Genomic DNA, 17,183 nt, shown 5'->3' on the forward strand with positions numbered 1-17,183 from the left:
CCCGGATCGCGGGCAGCATCATCGCCATCATATGCTCGATATAACGCGGATCGCGCCAGTAGAGCCGGAAGATCTGATCGAAGGTTGCCCGCTCCTCGGGGCGGCTGACGAAACAGGCCTGTAGAACGTGATAGAAATCGGCCCGCTCCGAGAACCCCGCTGCTTCGACCGCGCGCACCGCGTCCAGCACCCGGCCCGGCCCGGCCTTGAGCCCCCCGGCCCGAAGCGCGCGGGCGAAATGGGTGATATTGGCGGCGAGCTGCGGGTTATCCGGAAGCTCCAGCGGGATCTGTTCGGCCATGGCATGAGAAGACGCGCTCTGCGCAGAGACGTCAAGCCCCGGACAGGCGGAGGTAGTGGGTGCTCCCCGCGCGGCTTGATTGCCGAACGCCACCTGTCTCTGCGTGGCGTGTCCGGCTTGGCTTCCGTTACGTCAGCAACCACAGAACAAGCCACAGGTTAGCGCTAATATTGATCCACGTCATAGTTGTAGATGCCATCTATTGCAACAATTCGGACGCGTCGTCTGACGTGCCATGAGACGCTTCAAGGAGACATGTTCGATGCAACAAACACTTAGGATTGCGACCGTTTTCGTGTTCGGCGCGCTGGCTGGTCTTTCCCAGTCCCCTGCCCCTGCACTTGCGCAGCTCTACAACCCTTGCCCCTATACCAATGACGGCGATTGCGACGAGCCGAATGGCCTGGGCTACTGCGCCTGGGGAACGGATACCGCCGACTGTTCGAACCCCAATTCCAACTTTGGCAGCGGCAGCGGCTATGGCAGCTCATCGGCCGGGGGAGGGTCATCTGGCGGCGGCGGTCTGATGAACCCCTGCCCCTACACCAATGATGGCGATTGCGACGAGCCGAACGGGCTTGGCTATTGCGCCTGGGGCACGGATACCGCGGATTGTTCCAATCCCAATTCCAACTTCGGCAGCGGATCGGGCTATTCCGGTCACGGTGGCGGCAGCACGGGTGGCGGCGCGACAGCCGGGGGCGGTGGAGGCGGTGGCGCAATCACCACCTACTACCCATGGCGGACATTCACGCGCCAGATGGGCCAATTCGCAGCGCAACCTGCCAACACCACTCCGCTTTCTCCCAGCGGGGGCATGTACTATCAGCCCGGCGCCTACACCGTGTTTACGGGTATCGTGAGAGGTGGTCAGATCCAGAACATCCAGACCTTTGGCATCAGCGTGATGCCGGACCAGCGCTATCTCGCGGCGGCGTCCTCGATGGGGTCTCTCAGTTTCAGGACCGATGCCAGCCTGATCATGTATTCGCCCCCCGCGCCGGGCATGGCCATGATCTACGGTCGCAACGACGACATCCAGAATGATCGAGCGATCTGCATCCTTCCCTCTGGCTGGCCGATGAGCCAGTGCTAGGAATAGACTGACGGCTCCGGGCCGATGATCGGCCCGGAGCCTTTCATGTCTCAGTAATTGTATTCCGTCACGATCAGCACCGCCGGGTTATTGGAACTGCGGTGATAGCTGCCCGCCCAGATATCGTACTGGCCCGACATCGGGTTAAAGAAGACGATGGCAGGGTCATAGCCGCGATAATCGTCATTGTAATGCCAGGAGCCATCCGGCGCATTGACCACGAGGATCGGATCGACATTGGACCGGGCCTGCAAGGCGATGGTCATGCGTCCGGTCGGGGACTGGCCGTAGTAATGCAGCCGGAAGTCAGGCCGCGAGACGACCCAGCCCGGCCCGAGATAGGGGTAGCAATTGGCCAGATTCACCCGCCCGCCTGCCGTGATGTTGCGCACATAGGGATCCGGCAGAAAGCCGGCGTTCAACGTCGCCTGGCCGAAAACGGTGGGATTGTTCCAGTTCGGGCAGGCCAATGTCTGGCTGGCGCCCAGAAGGCCCGCGATCAAAGTCGCAAGCGCGAAGAAACGTCTTATCATGGCAAATGCTCCCTGTGTCTGAACGTTTCAGGAAACTGCCGGGCCGTCCCCCGGCGTCCCTGCTGGGAGCAGATTAGCAGAGAAAAGCCTGCGAGTCCTATGGTTTGAGGCGTAGCGCACATAATTCGCGCAAGACAACTACCCGACTGCCTCGGCCCGCACCTCGTCCAGCAGCCGCTTGGCCTCGGACCCCTGCAACTTTTGGATGTCGTCCTGATATTTCAGAATCGCCCCGATTGTGTCGGCGATGACATCGGGGGACAGTTCCAGCACGTCGAGCGCGAGCAGGCATTTGGCCCAGTCGATGGTTTCCGCCACGCCGGGGCGTTTGAACAGATCCTCGGTGCGCAGGCGCTGCACGAACGCGACCACCTCGCGGCTGAGCTGCGCGGCAGCCTCGGGGGCGCGGGCCTGCAGGATCTCCATCTCCCGGTCGAAACTCGGATAGTCGACCCAGTGATACAGGCACCGGCGTTTCAGCGCGTCATGAACCTCTCGCGTGCGGTTCGAGGTCAGGATGACAATCGGGGGTTCCGGGGCCTTGATGGTGCCCAGTTCCGGGATCGTGACCTGGAAATCCGACAGGGCCTCCAGCAGGAAGGCCTCGAAAGGTTCGTCTGTCCGGTCGATCTCGTCGATCAGTAGCACGGGCGCGCCACCGGGTTGCGGGCGCATGGCTTGCAGCAGCGGGCGTTCGATCAGGAATTCCTCGGTAAAGAGTTCCCCTTTCAGCACATCCCGATCCGCCCCGCCCGCGGCCTCTGCGGCGCGGATGGCGATCATCTGTTCGGCGAAGTTCCATTCATAGACGGCACTGGCGGCATCGAGCCCCTCGTAGCATTGCAGCCGGATCAGCCGCCGTCCAAGCGCCGCGGCGATGGCCTTGGCGATCTCGGTCTTGCCGGTGCCGGCCTCGCCTTCCAGAAACAGCGGGCGGCCAAGGCGGAGCGAGAGGAACAAAACGGTGGCCAGCGCCCGTCCGCAAACATAGTTCTGTTCGGCAAGCGTGCTCTGGACCTCGTCGATGGACTGCATGACCTCTCCCTCTTTGGTGCCCATCAAGCCCCGGCCTTGGGGTCCGGGTCAAGACGTGACGCTCGAATCCCTGCCTGCCTCCTGCCGGTCAGATCGTCGCCCCACAGGTGAACCGATCCTTAACCTTGCGCGCTCGGCGATCAATTCAAGTCATCGCACAGGCATTGTTGCCGGGATGCGGAACGTGCCGCCAGAATCCCGTCAGAAATCCCACGGTAATTTCCCGCCGAGCCCATGGCGGTGCCTTACTCTCCGGTCAGATTTGCATTAAGTTAACAAGTGCCGATGTAGAGAGACCTCCATGAACGACATGCAGATGCCCATGCAAGGTGAACGACCGACACGCGCCGATTGGCTGGCCCGAATGGACCAGATCGGAAACATGCACGGTTTTTTCGACCGGATCGGCGCCCATCACCGGGCGCTATACGTGCAGGAAGGCGACACGCTGCTGGTCACCTTCGACGAGGTCGGCCGCATCATGAGCCAGGGGCGCGATGCCCTGCCGGTGGGGTTCGACGCGGTCAGCAAACGCGAATGGTCCTTTCTCAGCCTCATGGCGGAGGGCGATACCTGGTTTCGCGACGAGGGGCTTTACCGCTTTTTCGACCGGCTGATCGACGAGGATTTTTTCGACAGTTTCGACCAGGTGATCTTCCTGGGCGCGGGGCCAATGTGCGGCCATGCGGCCTGCGCCTATTCCGTGGCCGCGCCCGGGGCACGGGTTCTGGCCCTGTCGCCTGCCGCCAGCCTGAACCGGGATGCCGCCCCCTTCGAGCTGCGGTTTCGCAAGGCGTGGCGCAAGGATTTCACCAGCCGCTACGGCTATGCCCCCGCCATGCTGGACGCGGCGGAACAGGCCTTTGTCCTCTACGACCCGCTGGAACTGCTGGACGCCGCCCACGCGGCGCAGTTTCGGGGCAAATCCGTCACCCGCATCCGGTGGCGCGGCGCAGGGCCCAACCTGCTGAAGCTGCTGGAGCCGAATTCGACCCTCGACCGCCTGCTGAAGGCCACCGGCAATGGCCGCATGTCGCCGCTGCGCTTCTCACAGATCACGCGGGCGCTGCGCAAGACAAATCCCGACTACCTTAAACGGCTGCTGGACCGGGCGGCGGAACGCGGCGGCACGAAACTGCCCTATACCGTGGCGCGGCACGGTCTAAAGGCAACGGGCGATGCACATTTCGCACGCCATATGATGACGATCGAGGCGGACCGGGCGGCCACAGCCTGATCGACACAGCCGCGCCCACCTCACTGGGCGGGCGCGCTGGCATCCAATCGGTCGGCTCTACTTGGACGGTTGCGGCGCTTCCGGTGCAGGAGCAGGGGTCGGGTTGCCCGCAGCCGCGCCGACCATCACGCCATCGCCATTGACCATCGGCGGTTCGGTCGAGATCGCAACCGGCATGTCGGGAACGAAGCTGTCCCCGGCATCCGATCCACCATGGTATATCGCGAACCCGAGGGTCGGCAGGTAGGTCAATCGGTCCACATAGGCGCCGCCATCCTCGCCGGTGGTCGTGACCCGGATCGGCCAGGACGCGTAGCTGCAGGCGCCAAGCGACATCCCGGTCTCCGGCTCCATCAGCACGTCAACGGTTTCGACATTGGTGGTGCCATCGTCATGGCGGCGCACGGTGCTGCCCTGCCATGTCTGGCCGGGAAACAGCGTCGGCAGGTTTTCCACCCCGACCGCATAAGTCGTGACTTCGGACGTATTGCCGATCAGCGCCCCATGGCGCGTGTCCCAGCTTTGCAGCACGAAAGCGCCGGAAATACTGTGCACACGGAAGCCACCGCCATCTTCAAGATAAACCTCCTGCTCGATCACCGAGCCATCGGCCTGCCGGTCGTAACGCACGTAGAAATCGTTGAAGCTGACGTAAACACCGTCGCCGGTATCGGCCATGTTCTGCGGGCATTCTGCCAGCGCTGCCGTCCCGGCACTCAGAATGGCAAGCGTGAAAAGGGTTTTTTGGATCATGACGTGGACCTCCGAAATGTCTGCTGGTGCGAAGATTTGAATCGCCCCCGTTTGGCCGGGGATCGTGGAATTGAGACGGACCCGAGCGGGCCAGCCCTTGATCCATATTTGACTGCAATATCCGTCTTGGCCAGCCCCTGTTGTGAAACAAAAGGCAGTCACTGTGGAACGAAACCGCGCCACCTGCCCATGTTTTAGACGACAGTCGGCACCAAATGGTTCAAAGATCCTGCCCGTCTGTCAGGCGTCGTCGCGCGGCCCCGGGCGGATATGAACTTCGGTTGCGGCCACGTAAAGCCGCTTGCCGAACAGCCCCAGAAAGGCCCCGATCAGCAGCGACCCCAGCACTGCGGTCGCCAGAAGCGCCGCGATAAGCGCCGCCGCCGCCAGCAAAAGCAGCAAGGTCAGCATGTCGAACTCGGATTTCTCCACCGGAATGGACAGGTCGAACACATCCTCGACCGCTTTCTTCACATACGGCTCGGCATGGGGTTCGGCATATCCGGCCAGAAGACCGAGGAGAAAGGAAAGCAACATGGCAGGGTCCATCCAGAGAAATCACTGTGCTGGGGCAGCATAGCCCGAGCCTCAGTTATGGTGCACTGCGGCATGTCGCAAGGGATCACAGATCGGCAATCAGCTGCTCAACCGGCACCGGCGGCGCCTCTCGCCAGGGCCTGTAAGCCACGATCAGAAAATACCCCACGAGGCCAAGTAAAAGGATCGGCAGAAGCGCCCCCATAAGCCGCCCGGCCAAAACGCCCGACGCCAGCGCCGCCCCAAGGATGCCAAGGCCAAGCAACGCGCTGACAACGCCAATGGCGAACATCGCCCATGCTACGCCCTTTCCCGCACTGACCTGCACGCTCATTCCGGGCCGCGCCGCGGCGACAGCTGTCAGCACGGTCTTGATCAATTCGGGGATGGCCCGGTCACCGGGGGCGAAGCCTGCGGCGATCACCTCCTGCCCGCTTTGAAAGGTCAGAAGCAGCTTGGCCCCCTGAACGCGCCCGCTGCGCCAGGACGCGAAGTGAACGCCAGTCAGATCCGTCCAGTTATGAAACGCCCCTCCGGCATGGCGCATCCCCGTCTCTCCGATTTCCAGCGAGACAGGCGCTCGGATCAGTCCGGGGCGATAGCTGAGCCTCTGCACTTCAAGCCTCCTGCGGCGCTTTCCCCTTTGCATGGACCAGCAATCCGGTGTAGCGCAAGCGCCATGACCCAAAGCCTGACGATCCGCCGCCCCGATGACTGGCACCTGCACCTGCGCGATGGCGCGATGCTGGCCGGTGTCCTGCCCGAAACCGCGCGCCATTTCGCCCGCGCGATCATCATGCCGAACCTCGTGCCGCCGGTTGTAACCGGCGCACAGGCCGCCGCCTATCGTGACCGGATCCTGGCCGCCCTGCCCGAGGGCATGTCGTTCCAGCCGCTGATGACGCTCTACCTGACGGAAGAGACCGACCCGGCGGATGTCACCGCCGCCCATGCCAGCGGGCTGGTGACGGCGGTCAAGCTCTACCCGGCGGGCGCGACCACGAACTCCGCCTCCGGGGTCACCGATTTCGACAAGGTCCGCCCGGTGCTGGAAAAGATGGCCGAGATCGGCCTGCCTCTCTGCATCCATGGCGAGGTGACGACCCATGAGGTCGATATCTTCGACCGCGAACAGGTGTTCCTCGAAACCGTTCTGCACCCGCTCAGGGAACGCACGCCGGGCCTGAAAGTGACGCTGGAACATATCACCACGTCCCACGGGATCGACTATGTGGCGGGGGCCGAGGGTGACATCGCCGGAACGATCACCGCGCATCACCTGATGATCAACCGCAACCACATCCTCGTGGGCGGGATCAAGCCGCATTACTACTGCCTGCCAGTGGCCAAGCGGCGCGAGCATATGGAGGCGCTCCGCAAGGCGGCGACCTCTGGCAATCCGCGCTTTTTCCTCGGCACCGACAGCGCGCCCCACAATGATGCAAACAAGGAAAGCGCCTGCGGCTGCGCGGGCTGTTTCACCGCCACCAACACCATGGCCTGCCTCGCCCATGTCTTCGAAGAGGAAGGCGCGCTCGACAAGCTGGAGGGATTCGCCTCCATGTTCGGCCCCGTCCGCTACGGTCTGCCGCCAAACGAAGAGACGATCACGCTGGTGAAAGAGCCCGATCCCGTCGCCTACCCCGCCAAGATCGACACCGGCGACGGCCCTGTGACCGTCTTCGACCCGGGCCATCCGCTCTTCTGGCGCGTGACGTAACCCCTTCTTCTTGGACCAAATACTCCCGCCGGAGGCATCCCCGGCCCACCACGAGAGGTGACAGATGATCCCCAGCTCATACCCCGATCAGGCCACCATCGCCCAACTGACCGCGCGCATGCTGCTCGACATCAAGGCGGTGCATTTCAACGCGGATACGCCCTTCGTGCATTCGAACGGCAAGGAAGCCCCCACCTATGTCGACTGCCGCAAGCTGATCAGCTATCCGCGCATCCGCTCCACCCTGATGGATTTCCTGACCTGCACCCTGATGCGCAATGCCGGGCTGGAAGCGTTTGACAATGTCGCCGGTGGCGAGACAGCGGGCATTCCGTTTGCCGCCCTCGTGGCCGAACGCATGGCCCTGCCGATGACCTATGTTCGGAAAAAGCCCAAGGGCCACGGGCGCAACGCCCAGATCGAAGGCGATATGAGCGAAGGCCAGCGCGTGGTGCTGATCGAGGATCTGACCACCGATGGCGGGTCGAAGCTGAAATTCGTCGATGCGATCCGCAACACCGGGGCGGAATGCGGGCATACGGCGGTGATCTTCTACTACGGCATCTTTGAAGAGACGATCCCGACCCTGCGCGCCCATGGGGTAGAGCTGCATTACCTGTGTACCTGGTGGGACGTGCTGGCCGAGGCACGCCGCGCGGGTGACTTCGATGACGCGACGCTCGACTCGGTTGAACGCTTTCTCAAGGATCCCGAAGCCTGGCGCGCCGCGCGAGGCTAGCGCCAAGGCGTTTGCAAACGCCTTATAATAAGGGCCTTGCAAGGCCCTTCCCCGCGCCCGTGCCACGCGATAGCCCATCATTAGAAGGCGCAGTTCACGTGGCGGGCGCGCTTCTCCACAGCCTGTCCACAGGATATCCAGATTGCCCGCCCGCAGGCCGATTTGCTATGACACGGGCCTCAGGGGCAGCCAGAAAACAGGGGATCAGCGATGAACGAGATCAGCAATGTGGCGGGAAATCTTCCGCAAGCTGCTGAAACCGCTGACCTTCCTCAGAACGTCGAGGCGGAGCAGCAGCTTCTGGGGGCGATTCTGTCGTCCAACGACGTTCTGGATCGCATCGAAGACCTGGTGAAACCCGATCATTTCTATGATCCCGTCCATGCCGATATCTTCGAGCTTGCGTCGAAACGCATCACGTCCGGCATGCAGACCGATGCCACGACGCTCAAGAATTTCATGGCCGATCATCAGGGCCTGAAGGCGCTTGGCGGGGTGGAATACCTGCTGCGCCTGCAGCTTTCCGCCATCGCCACCACGGCGGCCCGGGACTATGCGCAACTGATCCATGACCTCGCCCTGCGCCGCTCGCTCATCAAACTGGGGAAGAACATCGCCGACCAGGCCACGACAGTCCGCGATGACAGCTCGCCCGACGATCAGATCGTTGATGCCGAGGCGCAGCTCTTCCAACTGGCCTCCTCCGGCACCGCCTCCAAGGGCTTCCAGAGCTTCCTGCGCGCGCTGACCGATGCGGTCGAGATTGCCAATGCCGCCTATAATCGCGGCGGCGGGCTGGCGGGACTGTCCACCGGTCTGGCAGATATGGACAAGATGTTGGGCGGCCTGCACCATTCCGACCTGCTGATCCTCGCCGGGCGTCCGTCGATGGGCAAGACGTCGCTGGCCACCAACATCGCCTTCAACGTCGCCAAGGCGTTCAAGCGCGGCCCCAAACCCGATGGAACGGAAGGCACGCTTTCCGGCGGGGTCGTGGGCTTTTTCAGCCTCGAGATGTCCGCGGCACAGCTCGCGCAGCGGATTCTGTCCGAGGCGGCCGAGGTGCCTTCGGAACTGATCCGTAAGGGTGACCTTAATGAACAGGAATTCCAGCGCTATCTGCGCGCCGCGCAGGAGCTGGAAAGCTGCCCGCTCTATATCGACGACACGCCCGCGCTGCCGATCTCTCAGGTCGCGGCCCGGTCGCGGCGGCTCAAACGCTCTCGCCTCGGGCTGGATCTGATCATCGTGGATTACCTTCAGCTTCTGCGCGGCTCGGGCAAAGCCGACAACCGGGTGAACGAGGTCTCCGAGATCACCCAAGGCCTGAAGGCCATTGCCAAGGAACTGAATATCCCCGTGATCGCGCTCTCGCAGCTGTCCCGCCAGGTGGAGGCCCGCGAAGACAAGCGCCCGCAGCTGTCCGACCTGCGGGAATCCGGCTCGATCGAGCAGGATGCCGACGTGGTTATGTTCGTCTACCGGGGCGAATACTACAAGGAACGCGAGAAACCGGGCGAGGAGAACCTGGAGGCCATGGCGCAATGGCAGCAGGACATGGAACAGCTCCACGGCAAGGCCGAGGTGATCATCGGCAAGCAGCGGCATGGCCCCGTCGGCTCGGTCGATCTCAGCTTCGATGGCCGCTTCACCAAGTTCGGCAACCTCGTGAAACCCTGGCAGCAGGGCAGCGATCAGGGCTTCTGAGGCGCGGGCGATGACCGAGTTCACCGATATCCCGGTTCTGGACCTCGCGCCCCTGACCGAGGGGCGCGACACCGCCGATCTGGCCCACGATTTCGCCCGTGCCTATGGCGAAACGGGCTTCGGCTACGTGGTCAATCACGGCATCCCCGAGAAGCTGTGCGACGGCATCTTCGAGGCCTCCCGCCGGTTTCACGCCCTGACCATGGCTGAAAAGCAGGCCATTTCAGTGAACCGCAACCACCGGGGCTATATCGCGATCAACACCTCCACGGATGTGACGACCGAACTGGCCGAGGTCACAAAGCCCAACCAGTCCGCCAGCTTCATGATGATGCGCGAGGATGCGGCGCATGATCCCGCCATCTACCTCTCGGGCGCCAACCAGTGGCCCGACCTGCCCGGCTTCCGCGCCACCTGCGAGGCCTATGCAAGCGCGATGAGCGGCCTTGGCGCGCGGCTGATGCGGCTGGCCTTGCAAGCCATCAGGGTGGAGGATGATACGATCCTGCGCGCCTTCGACACGCCGACGATCTGGCTCAGGCTGCTGCATTACCCGCCGATGCCGCCGCAGGCGCCCGAAGACCTTTACGGATCCGCCCCGCACAAGGATTTCGGCTGCCTGACCCTGCTGGCGCAGGACGATGTGGGCGGGTTGCAGGTGATGACGCCTGCGGGCCACTGGGTGGACGCGCCCCCGATGAAGGGGGCCTTCGTGGTCAATGTGGGCGACATGCTGCACCGGATGTCGAACGGGCTGCTTCTGTCCACGCCGCACCGGGTGATCAACCGCTCGGGCCGCGAGCGCTATTCCTGTCCATTCTTCTATGATCCGCATGTGAATACCAACATCGCCCCCCTGCCCGGCACCGGCACGCCGCGATTTGCCCCGCTCCGCTTCGCCGATTTCCTGCGCAGCGAGCTGGAAGCGGGCTATGACGCCCACAAGGACGCCAAGGGGGCTTGACCCGTCGGCCCCCGCGCGGAACAAGGCGCCATGGGAACCGGAATGCTTCATATCGACCTTGACGCCCTCGCCGCCAACTGGGCCGCGCTGGACGCGAAAACCAACGTGGAAACCGCCGCCGTGGTGAAGGCCGACGGCTATGGGCTTCGCGCCGACAAGGTCGGGCGACGGCTGGCCTGCGCCGGTGTGCGGCGGTTCTTTGTCGCCACCGCCGAGGAAGGCGCCAGCCTACGCGCGGCGCTTGGGGACGGGCCGGAGATCAACGTCTTTTCGGGCCATATGGCGGGCGATACAGCCCTGATCCGGAACGCGGGACTGATCCCGATGCTGAACAGCGCCGAACAGGCCGCGCGGCATAGGTCGGCCCTGCCCGGCGCGGCCTATGGGGTGCAGCTAGACAGCGGCATGAACCGGCTCGGCATGGAACCCGCAGACTGGGCCGCCCTGCGTGCAGATCTGGAAACCGGGCCGCTGACGCTGGTCATGAGCCACCTCGCATGCGCCGATGAACCCGATCACCCGCAGAATGCGGCCCAATTGGCCAGTTTCACCGAGATGACCGCAGGCGTCTCCGTGCCCCGCAGCCTTGCGGCCACAGGTGGCGTTTTGCTCGGACCCGGTTACCATTTCGACCTTTGCCGTCCCGGCGTGGGCCTTTACGGCGGCTTCCCCTTTGCCGATGCCCGCCCGGTGGTGCGCCTGTCGCTGCCGGTCATTCAGGTTCGGAATGTGGAGGCGGGGGAATCCGTTGGCTACGGGGCCGGTTGGGTGGCAGACACGCCCTCAAAAATCGCAACTCTTTCCGCAGGCTACGCGGACGGGCTGATCCGATACATGAGCGACAAGGCCCTGCTTTGGGCGGGCGACACCCCCTGCAAGCTGGCGGGCCGCGTCTCGATGGACCTGCTGACCGTCGATGTGTCCGCCCTTGATGTGGTGCCCGACCATCTCGACATTCTCGGCCCGCATCAGACCGTGGACCAGCTGGCCGACGAGGCCGCGACCATCGGCTATGAAATCCTGACCTCGCTCGGCCCCCGCTACGCGCGCCGCTACAGCGGAGACGCGGCGTGACCCTGACCGCCCCCCTCGCGGCGCTTGGCCGCTCCACCCTCGCGCTGCTGGCCTCTATCGGGCGGGTTGCGATCTATGCCGCGCAGCTTATGCGCCATATGCTGACCCCGCCCTGGTATCCGCGCGAACTGCTGGTGCAGATCCTGCAGATCGGCTGGCTGTCGCTGCCCGTCGTCGGCCTGACCGCGCTCTTCACCGGGGGCGCGCTTGCATTGCAGATCTACGCGGGCGGCTCTCGCTTCAACGCCGAAACCGTGGTGCCCTCGATCGTTGCTATCGGCATCGCGCGGGAACTTGGCCCGGTTCTGGGGGGCCTCATGGTGGCGGGCCGCGTCGCCGCCGCCATCGCCGCCGAGATCGGAACGATGAAGGTGACCGAACAGATCGACGCGCTGGTTACTCTGTCGACCAACCCGATGAAATACCTCACCGTGCCGCGCGTGCTGGCCGCCACGCTGACCCTGCCCATTCTGGTCGCCGTGGGCGATTCCATCGGCATTTTCGGCGGCTACCTCGTGGGCACCACACGGCTTGGCTTCAACCCGGCCAATTACCTGCACAACACCGCCGATTTCCTGGAAACCTGGGACGTGGTCTCGGGCCTGATCAAGGGCGCGGTCTTCGGCTTCATCGTGGCGCTGATGGGCTGCTATCACGGGATGAACTCGGGTCGGGGCGCGCGGGGCGTGGGCAAGGCGACCACGAACGCGGTGGTTTCTGCCTCGATCCTGATCCTCGCCGCCAACTACCTGCTGACAGGGCTGTTCTTCACATCATGATAGACATCAGCGCCCTTCATAAAGCCTTCGGCCCCAATCGCGTCTTGCAAGGCGTTGATCTGACGGTGGAAAGCGGCACCTCCACGGTCATTATCGGCGGCTCCGGCACCGGCAAATCGGTGCTGCTGAAATGCATTCTGGGGCTGGTGAAACCCGATAGCGGCACGATCCTGCTGGACGGTGAGGACGTGGCACAGGCCGAGCGTGACGCCTTCCTTGCCAAGTTCGGGATGCTCTTCCAGGGCGGCGCGCTCTTTGATTCCATGCCGGTCTGGCAGAACGTTGCCTTCCGCCTGCTGCGCGGGTCCCTGAAACGACCCACTACCGAAGCCCGAGAAATCGCCGTGGAAAAACTCCGCCGCGTGGGCCTAACGCCGGATGTGGCTGACAAGTTCCCGGCAGAGCTGTCAGGCGGGATGCAAAAGCGCGTCGGGCTGGCCCGCGCCATCGCCGCCGAACCGCAGGTGATCTTCTTCGACGAACCCACGACCGGGCTCGACCCGATCATGGCGGGCGTCATCAACGAGCTGATCCGCGAGATTGTGGTGGAAATGGGCGCGACCGCCATGACCATCACCCACGACATGTCCTCCGTGCGCGCCATTGCCGACCGGGTCGCCATGCTGCACGGGGGCGTGATCCGGTGGGAAGGCCCCGTGGCCGAGATGGACAGCGCCGATGACCCCTACCTCAGCCAGTTCATCAACGGGTCCCCCGATGGCCCGATCGAGGCGGTGCGCTGACCTGACCTCTGGCGGCTGGACCGGATCGGGCATAGGTCAGGGCCAGCCACAAGGATGCCGCCCATGGACGTGTTTGCCCTTCTCCTGCCGCTTGCCACCCTGCTCAGCTTCTATGCCGTCATTACCGGCCTCAGCTGGCTTCGCCGCCTGATCGGCGAACGTATGGCCGCGCGGCGCAAGGGGATGGCGCTGAACCTCGCGCGTCGTGCTGTGCCGCCGGCGGTGGCCGGCCTGATCCTGCTTGTGGCAGGGGGCACACTTGGGCTGTTCGACCACGTCCCCCTCGCTACGCTGCTGATTGCGGGCGGCCTTTCCTTTGGCTTTCACAAGGGGCTCTCTGACCTCCACAGCCCGAACTGGCGCGAACTGGCCCTGCGTGGCGCCATCACCCTGGCGCTGACGCTCTTTACCTTGTGGCAACTGGGCGTGCTCTGACGGGTTAACAAATCCCTTATCATCCCCCGTTAACCTTAACGCGCGCCCTGCCCCCTTCTTCTTGGCCCAAATACTCCCGCCGGAGGCGTTGCAATGCGCGCCTCCGTGGATAGTCTGGCGCAATGCGCTGAACAGGAGATGCCATGCCCCGCAAGATCATCATCGACACCGATCCCGGACAGGACGACGCGGTTGCCATCCTTCTGGCTCTGGCGAGCCCCGAGGACATCGAAATTCTGGGCATCACAGCCGTTGCGGGCAACGTGCCGCTGGCTCTGACCGCCAAGAACGCCCGCAAGGTCTGCGAGGTCGCGGGGCGATCTGACGTCAAGGTCTTCGCGGGCTGCGACCGACCCTTGGCGCACGCATTGGTGACGGCAGAACATGTGCACGGCAAGACCGGTCTCGATGGCCCCGATCTGCCGGACCCCACGATGCTGCTGCAGGACCAGCACGGGGTGGATTTCATCATCGAGACCCTGCGAGTAGAACCCTCTGGCACCGTCACGCTCTGTCCCCTCGGGCCGCTGACGAACATTGCCACGGCCCTGCAAAAGGCCCCCGACATCGCCGAAAAGGTGCAGGAAATCGTGCTCATGGGCGGTGCCTATTTCGAGGTCGGCAACATCACCCCAGCAGCGGAATTCAACATCTACGTCGACCCGGAAGCCGCTGAAATCGTGTTTAAATCCGGCGTTCCCATCGTGGTGATGCCGCTGGACGTCACCCACAAGGCCCTGGTCACCGCGCCGCGGAACGAGGCCTTCCGCAGCCTGGGCACCCATCCGGGAACCGTGGTCGCGGAATGGACCGATTTCTTCGAACGGTTCGACAAGGAAAAATACGGCTCCGCCGGGGCGCCGCTGCATGACCCCACGGTCATCGCCTACCTGATCCGGCCCGATCTGTTCACGGGCCGTTACGTCAACGTAGAGATCGAGACCCAGTCCGAGCTGACCCGCGGCATGACCGTTGCGGACTGGTGGCGGGTCACAGACCGCGCCCCGAATGCGATGTTCATGGGCGATCTCGATGCCGACGGGTTCTTTGCCCTGCTGACCGAACGGATTGCCCGGCTGTGACCTCTGGCAAAGGCGCGCGGAACGATTAAGTGAGGTGGGAGAGGACAGCCCATGCAGATCGCCTTCGACAACTCCTATGCCCGCCTGCCCGACCGCTTTTTCGCGGCGCTTGCCCCGACGCCGGTGCGGTCCCCATCTCTCATTAAGGTTAATGAGGATCTGGCCCGCGACCTCGGTCTCGACCCGTCAACGTTAACCACGCCTGAGGGGGTCGCCATTCTGGCCGGGAACCAGGTGCCCGAGGGAGCCGCACCATTGGCGCAGGCCTATGCAGGTCACCAGTTCGGCGGATGGGTGCCGCAACTGGGTGACGGGCGGGCGGTGCTGCTTGGCGAGGTGATCGACCGTAAGGGCATTCGCCGCGACATTCAGCTCAAAGGCTCAGGCCCCACTCCGTTTTCCCGGCGGGGCGACGGGCGCGCCTGGCTCGGTCCCGTGCTGCGGGAGTATATCGTCAGCGAGGCGATGCATGCGCTCGGCATCCCCACTACGCGGGCGCTGGCGGCGGTGGAAACGGGCGAAGAGGTCCACCGCGAACGGGTGCTGCCCGGCGCCGTTCTGACCCGCGTGGCCAGTTCCCATATCCGCGTCGGCACCTTCCAGTTCTTTGCCGCGCGTGGCGATGAGGACGCCTTGAAGGTGCTGACCGATCACGTGATCGCCCGCCACTACCCGGATGCGGAAACGCCGCTCGATCTGCTGGCGGCTGTGGTCGCGGCGCAGGCGCGGTTGATTGCGAAATGGATGGGCGTGGGCTTCATCCACGGGGTGATGAATACCGACAATATGTCCATCGCGGGCGAGACCATCGACTATGGCCCCTGCGCCTTCATGGATGCCTATCACCCCGATAGGGTGTTTTCCTCCATCGACCGGATGGGGCGTTACGCCTATCGCAAACAGCCCGAGATTGCGGTCTGGAACCTTGCGCAATTCGCCACCGCTTTGCTGCCGATCATGGGTATGGCTCATAAGGAGGCGATTGAAGTCGCGACGCGGGTGATCGAGGGGTTCGCCGACCTTTTCGGCGCGGCCTGGGAGGCGGAGTTTGCCGCCAAGCTCGGGCTGGCGCAGACAGAGGAGGAAGATGTCGCGCTAACCTATGACCTGCTGATGCGCATGGCCAAGGGTAAGGCCGATTTCACGCGGGTTTTCAGGACTTTGTCCGGTGACACCCCGGAAGGGGCCCGCGCAGAATTCACCGATCCCACCCAATTCGACGCATGGCTGCCCCGCTGGCAGGCCCGCACCATGGCAGAGGGTCGCGTCGCGCGCATGCAGGCCGCGAATCCCGCCTTCATCCCGCGCAATCACCGGGTGGAAGAGGCCATTGCAGCCGCGGTTTCCGGCGATTACGCCCCGTTCGAGCGGCTGACGACCGTGCTCGCCCGGCCCTATGACGATCAGCCCGACCATGCCGAGCTGATGGCCGCCCCCGCCCCCGAAGAGGTCGTTCAGGCCACGTTCTGCGGCACCTAGCGCTTGCGGCGGAAGCGGCTGAAGAAGCGGCTGTTCAGCGCGACGAACTCGTCAACCAGTGCCGAGACGGACCCGAGCGCCTGCCCGCGCAGGTAAAGCCCGCCCATGGTGCCGCCAAGGCTCGCGCCTATCACATCCACGATCAGGTCGCCCATCGTGTCGGGCAGGCCCGATTTCTGCATGTTGAGGCCGAAGGCCTGGTCCATGGCGAACTCGAAAATCTCCCACAGGACGCCGATCATGATCCCGATCGAGGCCGCCAGAAGCCCCATGGCCCAGGGCGGCGCGGCATAGCGGTCGCCTTCGAAGAGGATGAAGACGAAGAGAAACCCGGCGATGCCGAAGCCCACGGCGGATAGCCCGTGCAATGCAATGTCCCACCACCAGAGCCGTTCGTAGAAATCGAAGACCTCGCCCAGAAAGAGCGTCGCAAAGACGAAGGCGACCGCCACGGCCACAATGCTTTTCGGCAGGTGGATGTGCAGACGCGAGGCCAGGAAAAGGGGTGTCATCGACAGACCAAGCGTTCCGAACGCGACAAAGGCCGCCGTCCAGCGCCCGGTGATCAGCGCCGCGATGATTTCCAGCGCCAGCCCGCCCCAGATCAGGTAGGTCAGCCGGCTTTGGTTCCTGAACGCCTGCATCGGGTGCACTCCCCTCTTGCTTCACAAGATAGACGCTTGCCGCGCCGGTGCAATGGCAGGGCTTGCGCAGGGCGTTGAGCCGCGCAAACTATGGACATGCCCTATCCGCCCAAGACACACCCCGGCCTGATCCGCGTGGCCAGCTACAACCTGCATAAATGCGTCGGTCTCGACCGGCGGCGCGATCCGCATCGGGTGACGCGGGTGTTGGCGGGGCTTGGGGCGGATGTGATCGCGGTGCAGGAAATCGACAAGCGCCTGCCGCCGCGCCCCACCTCACTCCCCCGCGAGGTGATCGAGCGAGAGGCGGGCTTGTCTCCCGCCC

General features: G+C 63.9%; 19 protein-coding genes and 1 pseudogene. 13 read left to right on the forward strand and 7 right to left on the reverse strand.

Annotated elements, in window-relative coordinates; all coding sequences use genetic code 11:
* Nucleotides 1–301, reverse strand: a pseudogene (locus BKY26_RS17040) (VWA domain-containing protein); the annotation flags it as partial.
* 262 nt (nt 302–563) lie between these two features.
* Between BKY26_RS17040 and BKY26_RS17045 the strand changes: the two are divergent.
* Nucleotides 564–1,397, forward strand: coding sequence for a hypothetical protein (locus tag BKY26_RS17045; protein WP_071691577.1), 834 nt, complete (start codon nt 564–566; stop codon nt 1,395–1,397).
* A 50-nt stretch (nt 1,398–1,447) separates the two neighbouring features.
* On the opposite strand, the gene BKY26_RS17050 is transcribed toward BKY26_RS17045, so the two are convergent.
* Together BKY26_RS17050 and BKY26_RS17055 are read right to left on the reverse strand one after the other, a co-directional pair.
* Nucleotides 1,448–1,930 (reverse strand): hypothetical protein, encoded by a 483-nt coding sequence (locus tag BKY26_RS17050; RefSeq protein ID WP_071691578.1) that lies wholly within the window; start codon nt 1,928–1,930, stop codon nt 1,448–1,450.
* A 138-nt stretch (nt 1,931–2,068) separates the two neighbouring features.
* Nucleotides 2,069–2,965 (reverse strand): AAA family ATPase, encoded by an 897-nt coding sequence (locus BKY26_RS17055; RefSeq protein WP_071691594.1) that lies wholly within the window; start codon nt 2,963–2,965, stop codon nt 2,069–2,071.
* 301 nt (nt 2,966–3,266) lie between these two features.
* On the opposite strand from BKY26_RS17055, the gene BKY26_RS17060 reads away from it, so the two are divergent.
* Nucleotides 3,267–4,202 (forward strand): hypothetical protein, encoded by a 936-nt coding sequence (locus BKY26_RS17060; RefSeq protein ID WP_071691579.1) that lies wholly within the window; start codon nt 3,267–3,269, stop codon nt 4,200–4,202.
* A gap of 57 nt (nt 4,203–4,259) precedes the next feature.
* On the opposite strand, the gene BKY26_RS17065 is transcribed toward BKY26_RS17060, so the two are convergent.
* From BKY26_RS17065 to BKY26_RS17075, 3 genes are all read right to left on the reverse strand, one after another.
* Nucleotides 4,260–4,955 (reverse strand): hypothetical protein, encoded by a 696-nt coding sequence (locus BKY26_RS17065; protein ID WP_071691580.1) that lies wholly within the window; start codon nt 4,953–4,955, stop codon nt 4,260–4,262.
* Nucleotides 4,956–5,195: 240 nt separating this feature from the next.
* Nucleotides 5,196–5,492, reverse strand: a complete 297-nt coding sequence (locus BKY26_RS17070) for a hypothetical protein (RefSeq protein ID WP_131541925.1) — start codon at nt 5,490–5,492, stop codon at nt 5,196–5,198.
* A gap of 85 nt (nt 5,493–5,577) precedes the next feature.
* The gene (locus BKY26_RS17075) at nt 5,578–6,108 is read right to left on the reverse strand and encodes a hypothetical protein (protein WP_071691582.1); all 531 of its coding nucleotides are present in this window, start codon (nt 6,106–6,108) and stop codon (nt 5,578–5,580) included.
* A gap of 63 nt (nt 6,109–6,171) precedes the next feature.
* Between BKY26_RS17075 and pyrC the strand changes: the two genes are divergently transcribed.
* From pyrC to BKY26_RS17125, 10 genes are all read left to right on the forward strand, one after another.
* Complete coding sequence (pyrC, locus tag BKY26_RS17080; RefSeq protein ID WP_071691583.1) at nt 6,172–7,212, forward strand: dihydroorotase; 1,041 nt, start codon at nt 6,172–6,174, stop codon at nt 7,210–7,212.
* A 64-nt stretch (nt 7,213–7,276) separates the two neighbouring features.
* The gene (locus tag BKY26_RS17085) at nt 7,277–7,951 is read left to right on the forward strand and encodes an orotate phosphoribosyltransferase (protein ID WP_071691584.1); all 675 of its coding nucleotides are present in this window, start codon (nt 7,277–7,279) and stop codon (nt 7,949–7,951) included.
* Nucleotides 7,952–8,161: 210 nt separating this feature from the next.
* A complete protein-coding gene (locus tag BKY26_RS17090; RefSeq protein WP_071691585.1) occupies nt 8,162–9,658 on the forward strand; it encodes a replicative DNA helicase in 1,497 nt (498 codons plus the stop codon).
* Between the two features lie 10 nt (nt 9,659–9,668).
* Nucleotides 9,669–10,622, forward strand: coding sequence for an isopenicillin N synthase family dioxygenase (locus BKY26_RS17095; protein ID WP_071691586.1), 954 nt, complete (start codon nt 9,669–9,671; stop codon nt 10,620–10,622).
* Between the two features lie 30 nt (nt 10,623–10,652).
* Complete coding sequence (gene alr, locus BKY26_RS17100) at nt 10,653–11,696, forward strand: alanine racemase (protein WP_071691587.1); 1,044 nt, start codon at nt 10,653–10,655, stop codon at nt 11,694–11,696.
* A complete protein-coding gene (locus tag BKY26_RS17105; protein ID WP_071691588.1) occupies nt 11,693–12,475 on the forward strand; it encodes an MlaE family ABC transporter permease in 783 nt (260 codons plus the stop codon). Before alr ends, BKY26_RS17105 begins: the two co-directional genes overlap by 4 nt.
* Nucleotides 12,472–13,218, forward strand: coding sequence for an ABC transporter ATP-binding protein (locus BKY26_RS17110; RefSeq protein ID WP_071691589.1), 747 nt, complete (start codon nt 12,472–12,474; stop codon nt 13,216–13,218). The genes BKY26_RS17105 and BKY26_RS17110 overlap by 4 nt, the downstream gene beginning before the upstream one ends.
* A 69-nt stretch (nt 13,219–13,287) precedes the next feature.
* A complete protein-coding gene (locus tag BKY26_RS17115) occupies nt 13,288–13,653 on the forward strand; it encodes a hypothetical protein (protein WP_158514356.1) in 366 nt (121 codons plus the stop codon).
* Between the two features lie 143 nt (nt 13,654–13,796).
* Nucleotides 13,797–14,735, forward strand: a complete 939-nt coding sequence (locus BKY26_RS17120; RefSeq protein WP_071691591.1) for a nucleoside hydrolase — start codon at nt 13,797–13,799, stop codon at nt 14,733–14,735.
* Nucleotides 14,736–14,786: 51 nt separating this feature from the next.
* Nucleotides 14,787–16,214, forward strand: a complete 1,428-nt coding sequence (locus BKY26_RS17125) for a protein adenylyltransferase SelO (protein WP_071691592.1) — start codon at nt 14,787–14,789, stop codon at nt 16,212–16,214.
* On the opposite strand, the gene BKY26_RS17130 is transcribed toward BKY26_RS17125, so the two are convergent.
* Nucleotides 16,211–16,858 carry a DUF2238 domain-containing protein gene (locus tag BKY26_RS17130; protein WP_071691593.1) on the reverse strand — a complete coding sequence of 216 codons (648 nt, stop codon included), beginning with the start codon at nt 16,856–16,858 and terminating at the stop codon, nt 16,211–16,213. The genes BKY26_RS17125 and BKY26_RS17130 overlap by 4 nt on opposite strands.
* Nucleotides 16,859–16,948: 90 nt before the next feature.
* On the opposite strand from BKY26_RS17130, the gene BKY26_RS17135 reads away from it, so the two are divergent.
* Nucleotides 16,949–17,183: endonuclease/exonuclease/phosphatase family protein (locus BKY26_RS17135; protein ID WP_425434497.1), on the forward strand; the 235-nt coding region annotated here is incomplete at its 3' end.

Origin of the sequence: Nioella sediminis (assembly GCF_001879695.1) — a bacterium.
Taxonomy (GTDB): Bacteria; Pseudomonadota; Alphaproteobacteria; order Rhodobacterales; family Rhodobacteraceae; genus Nioella; species Nioella sediminis.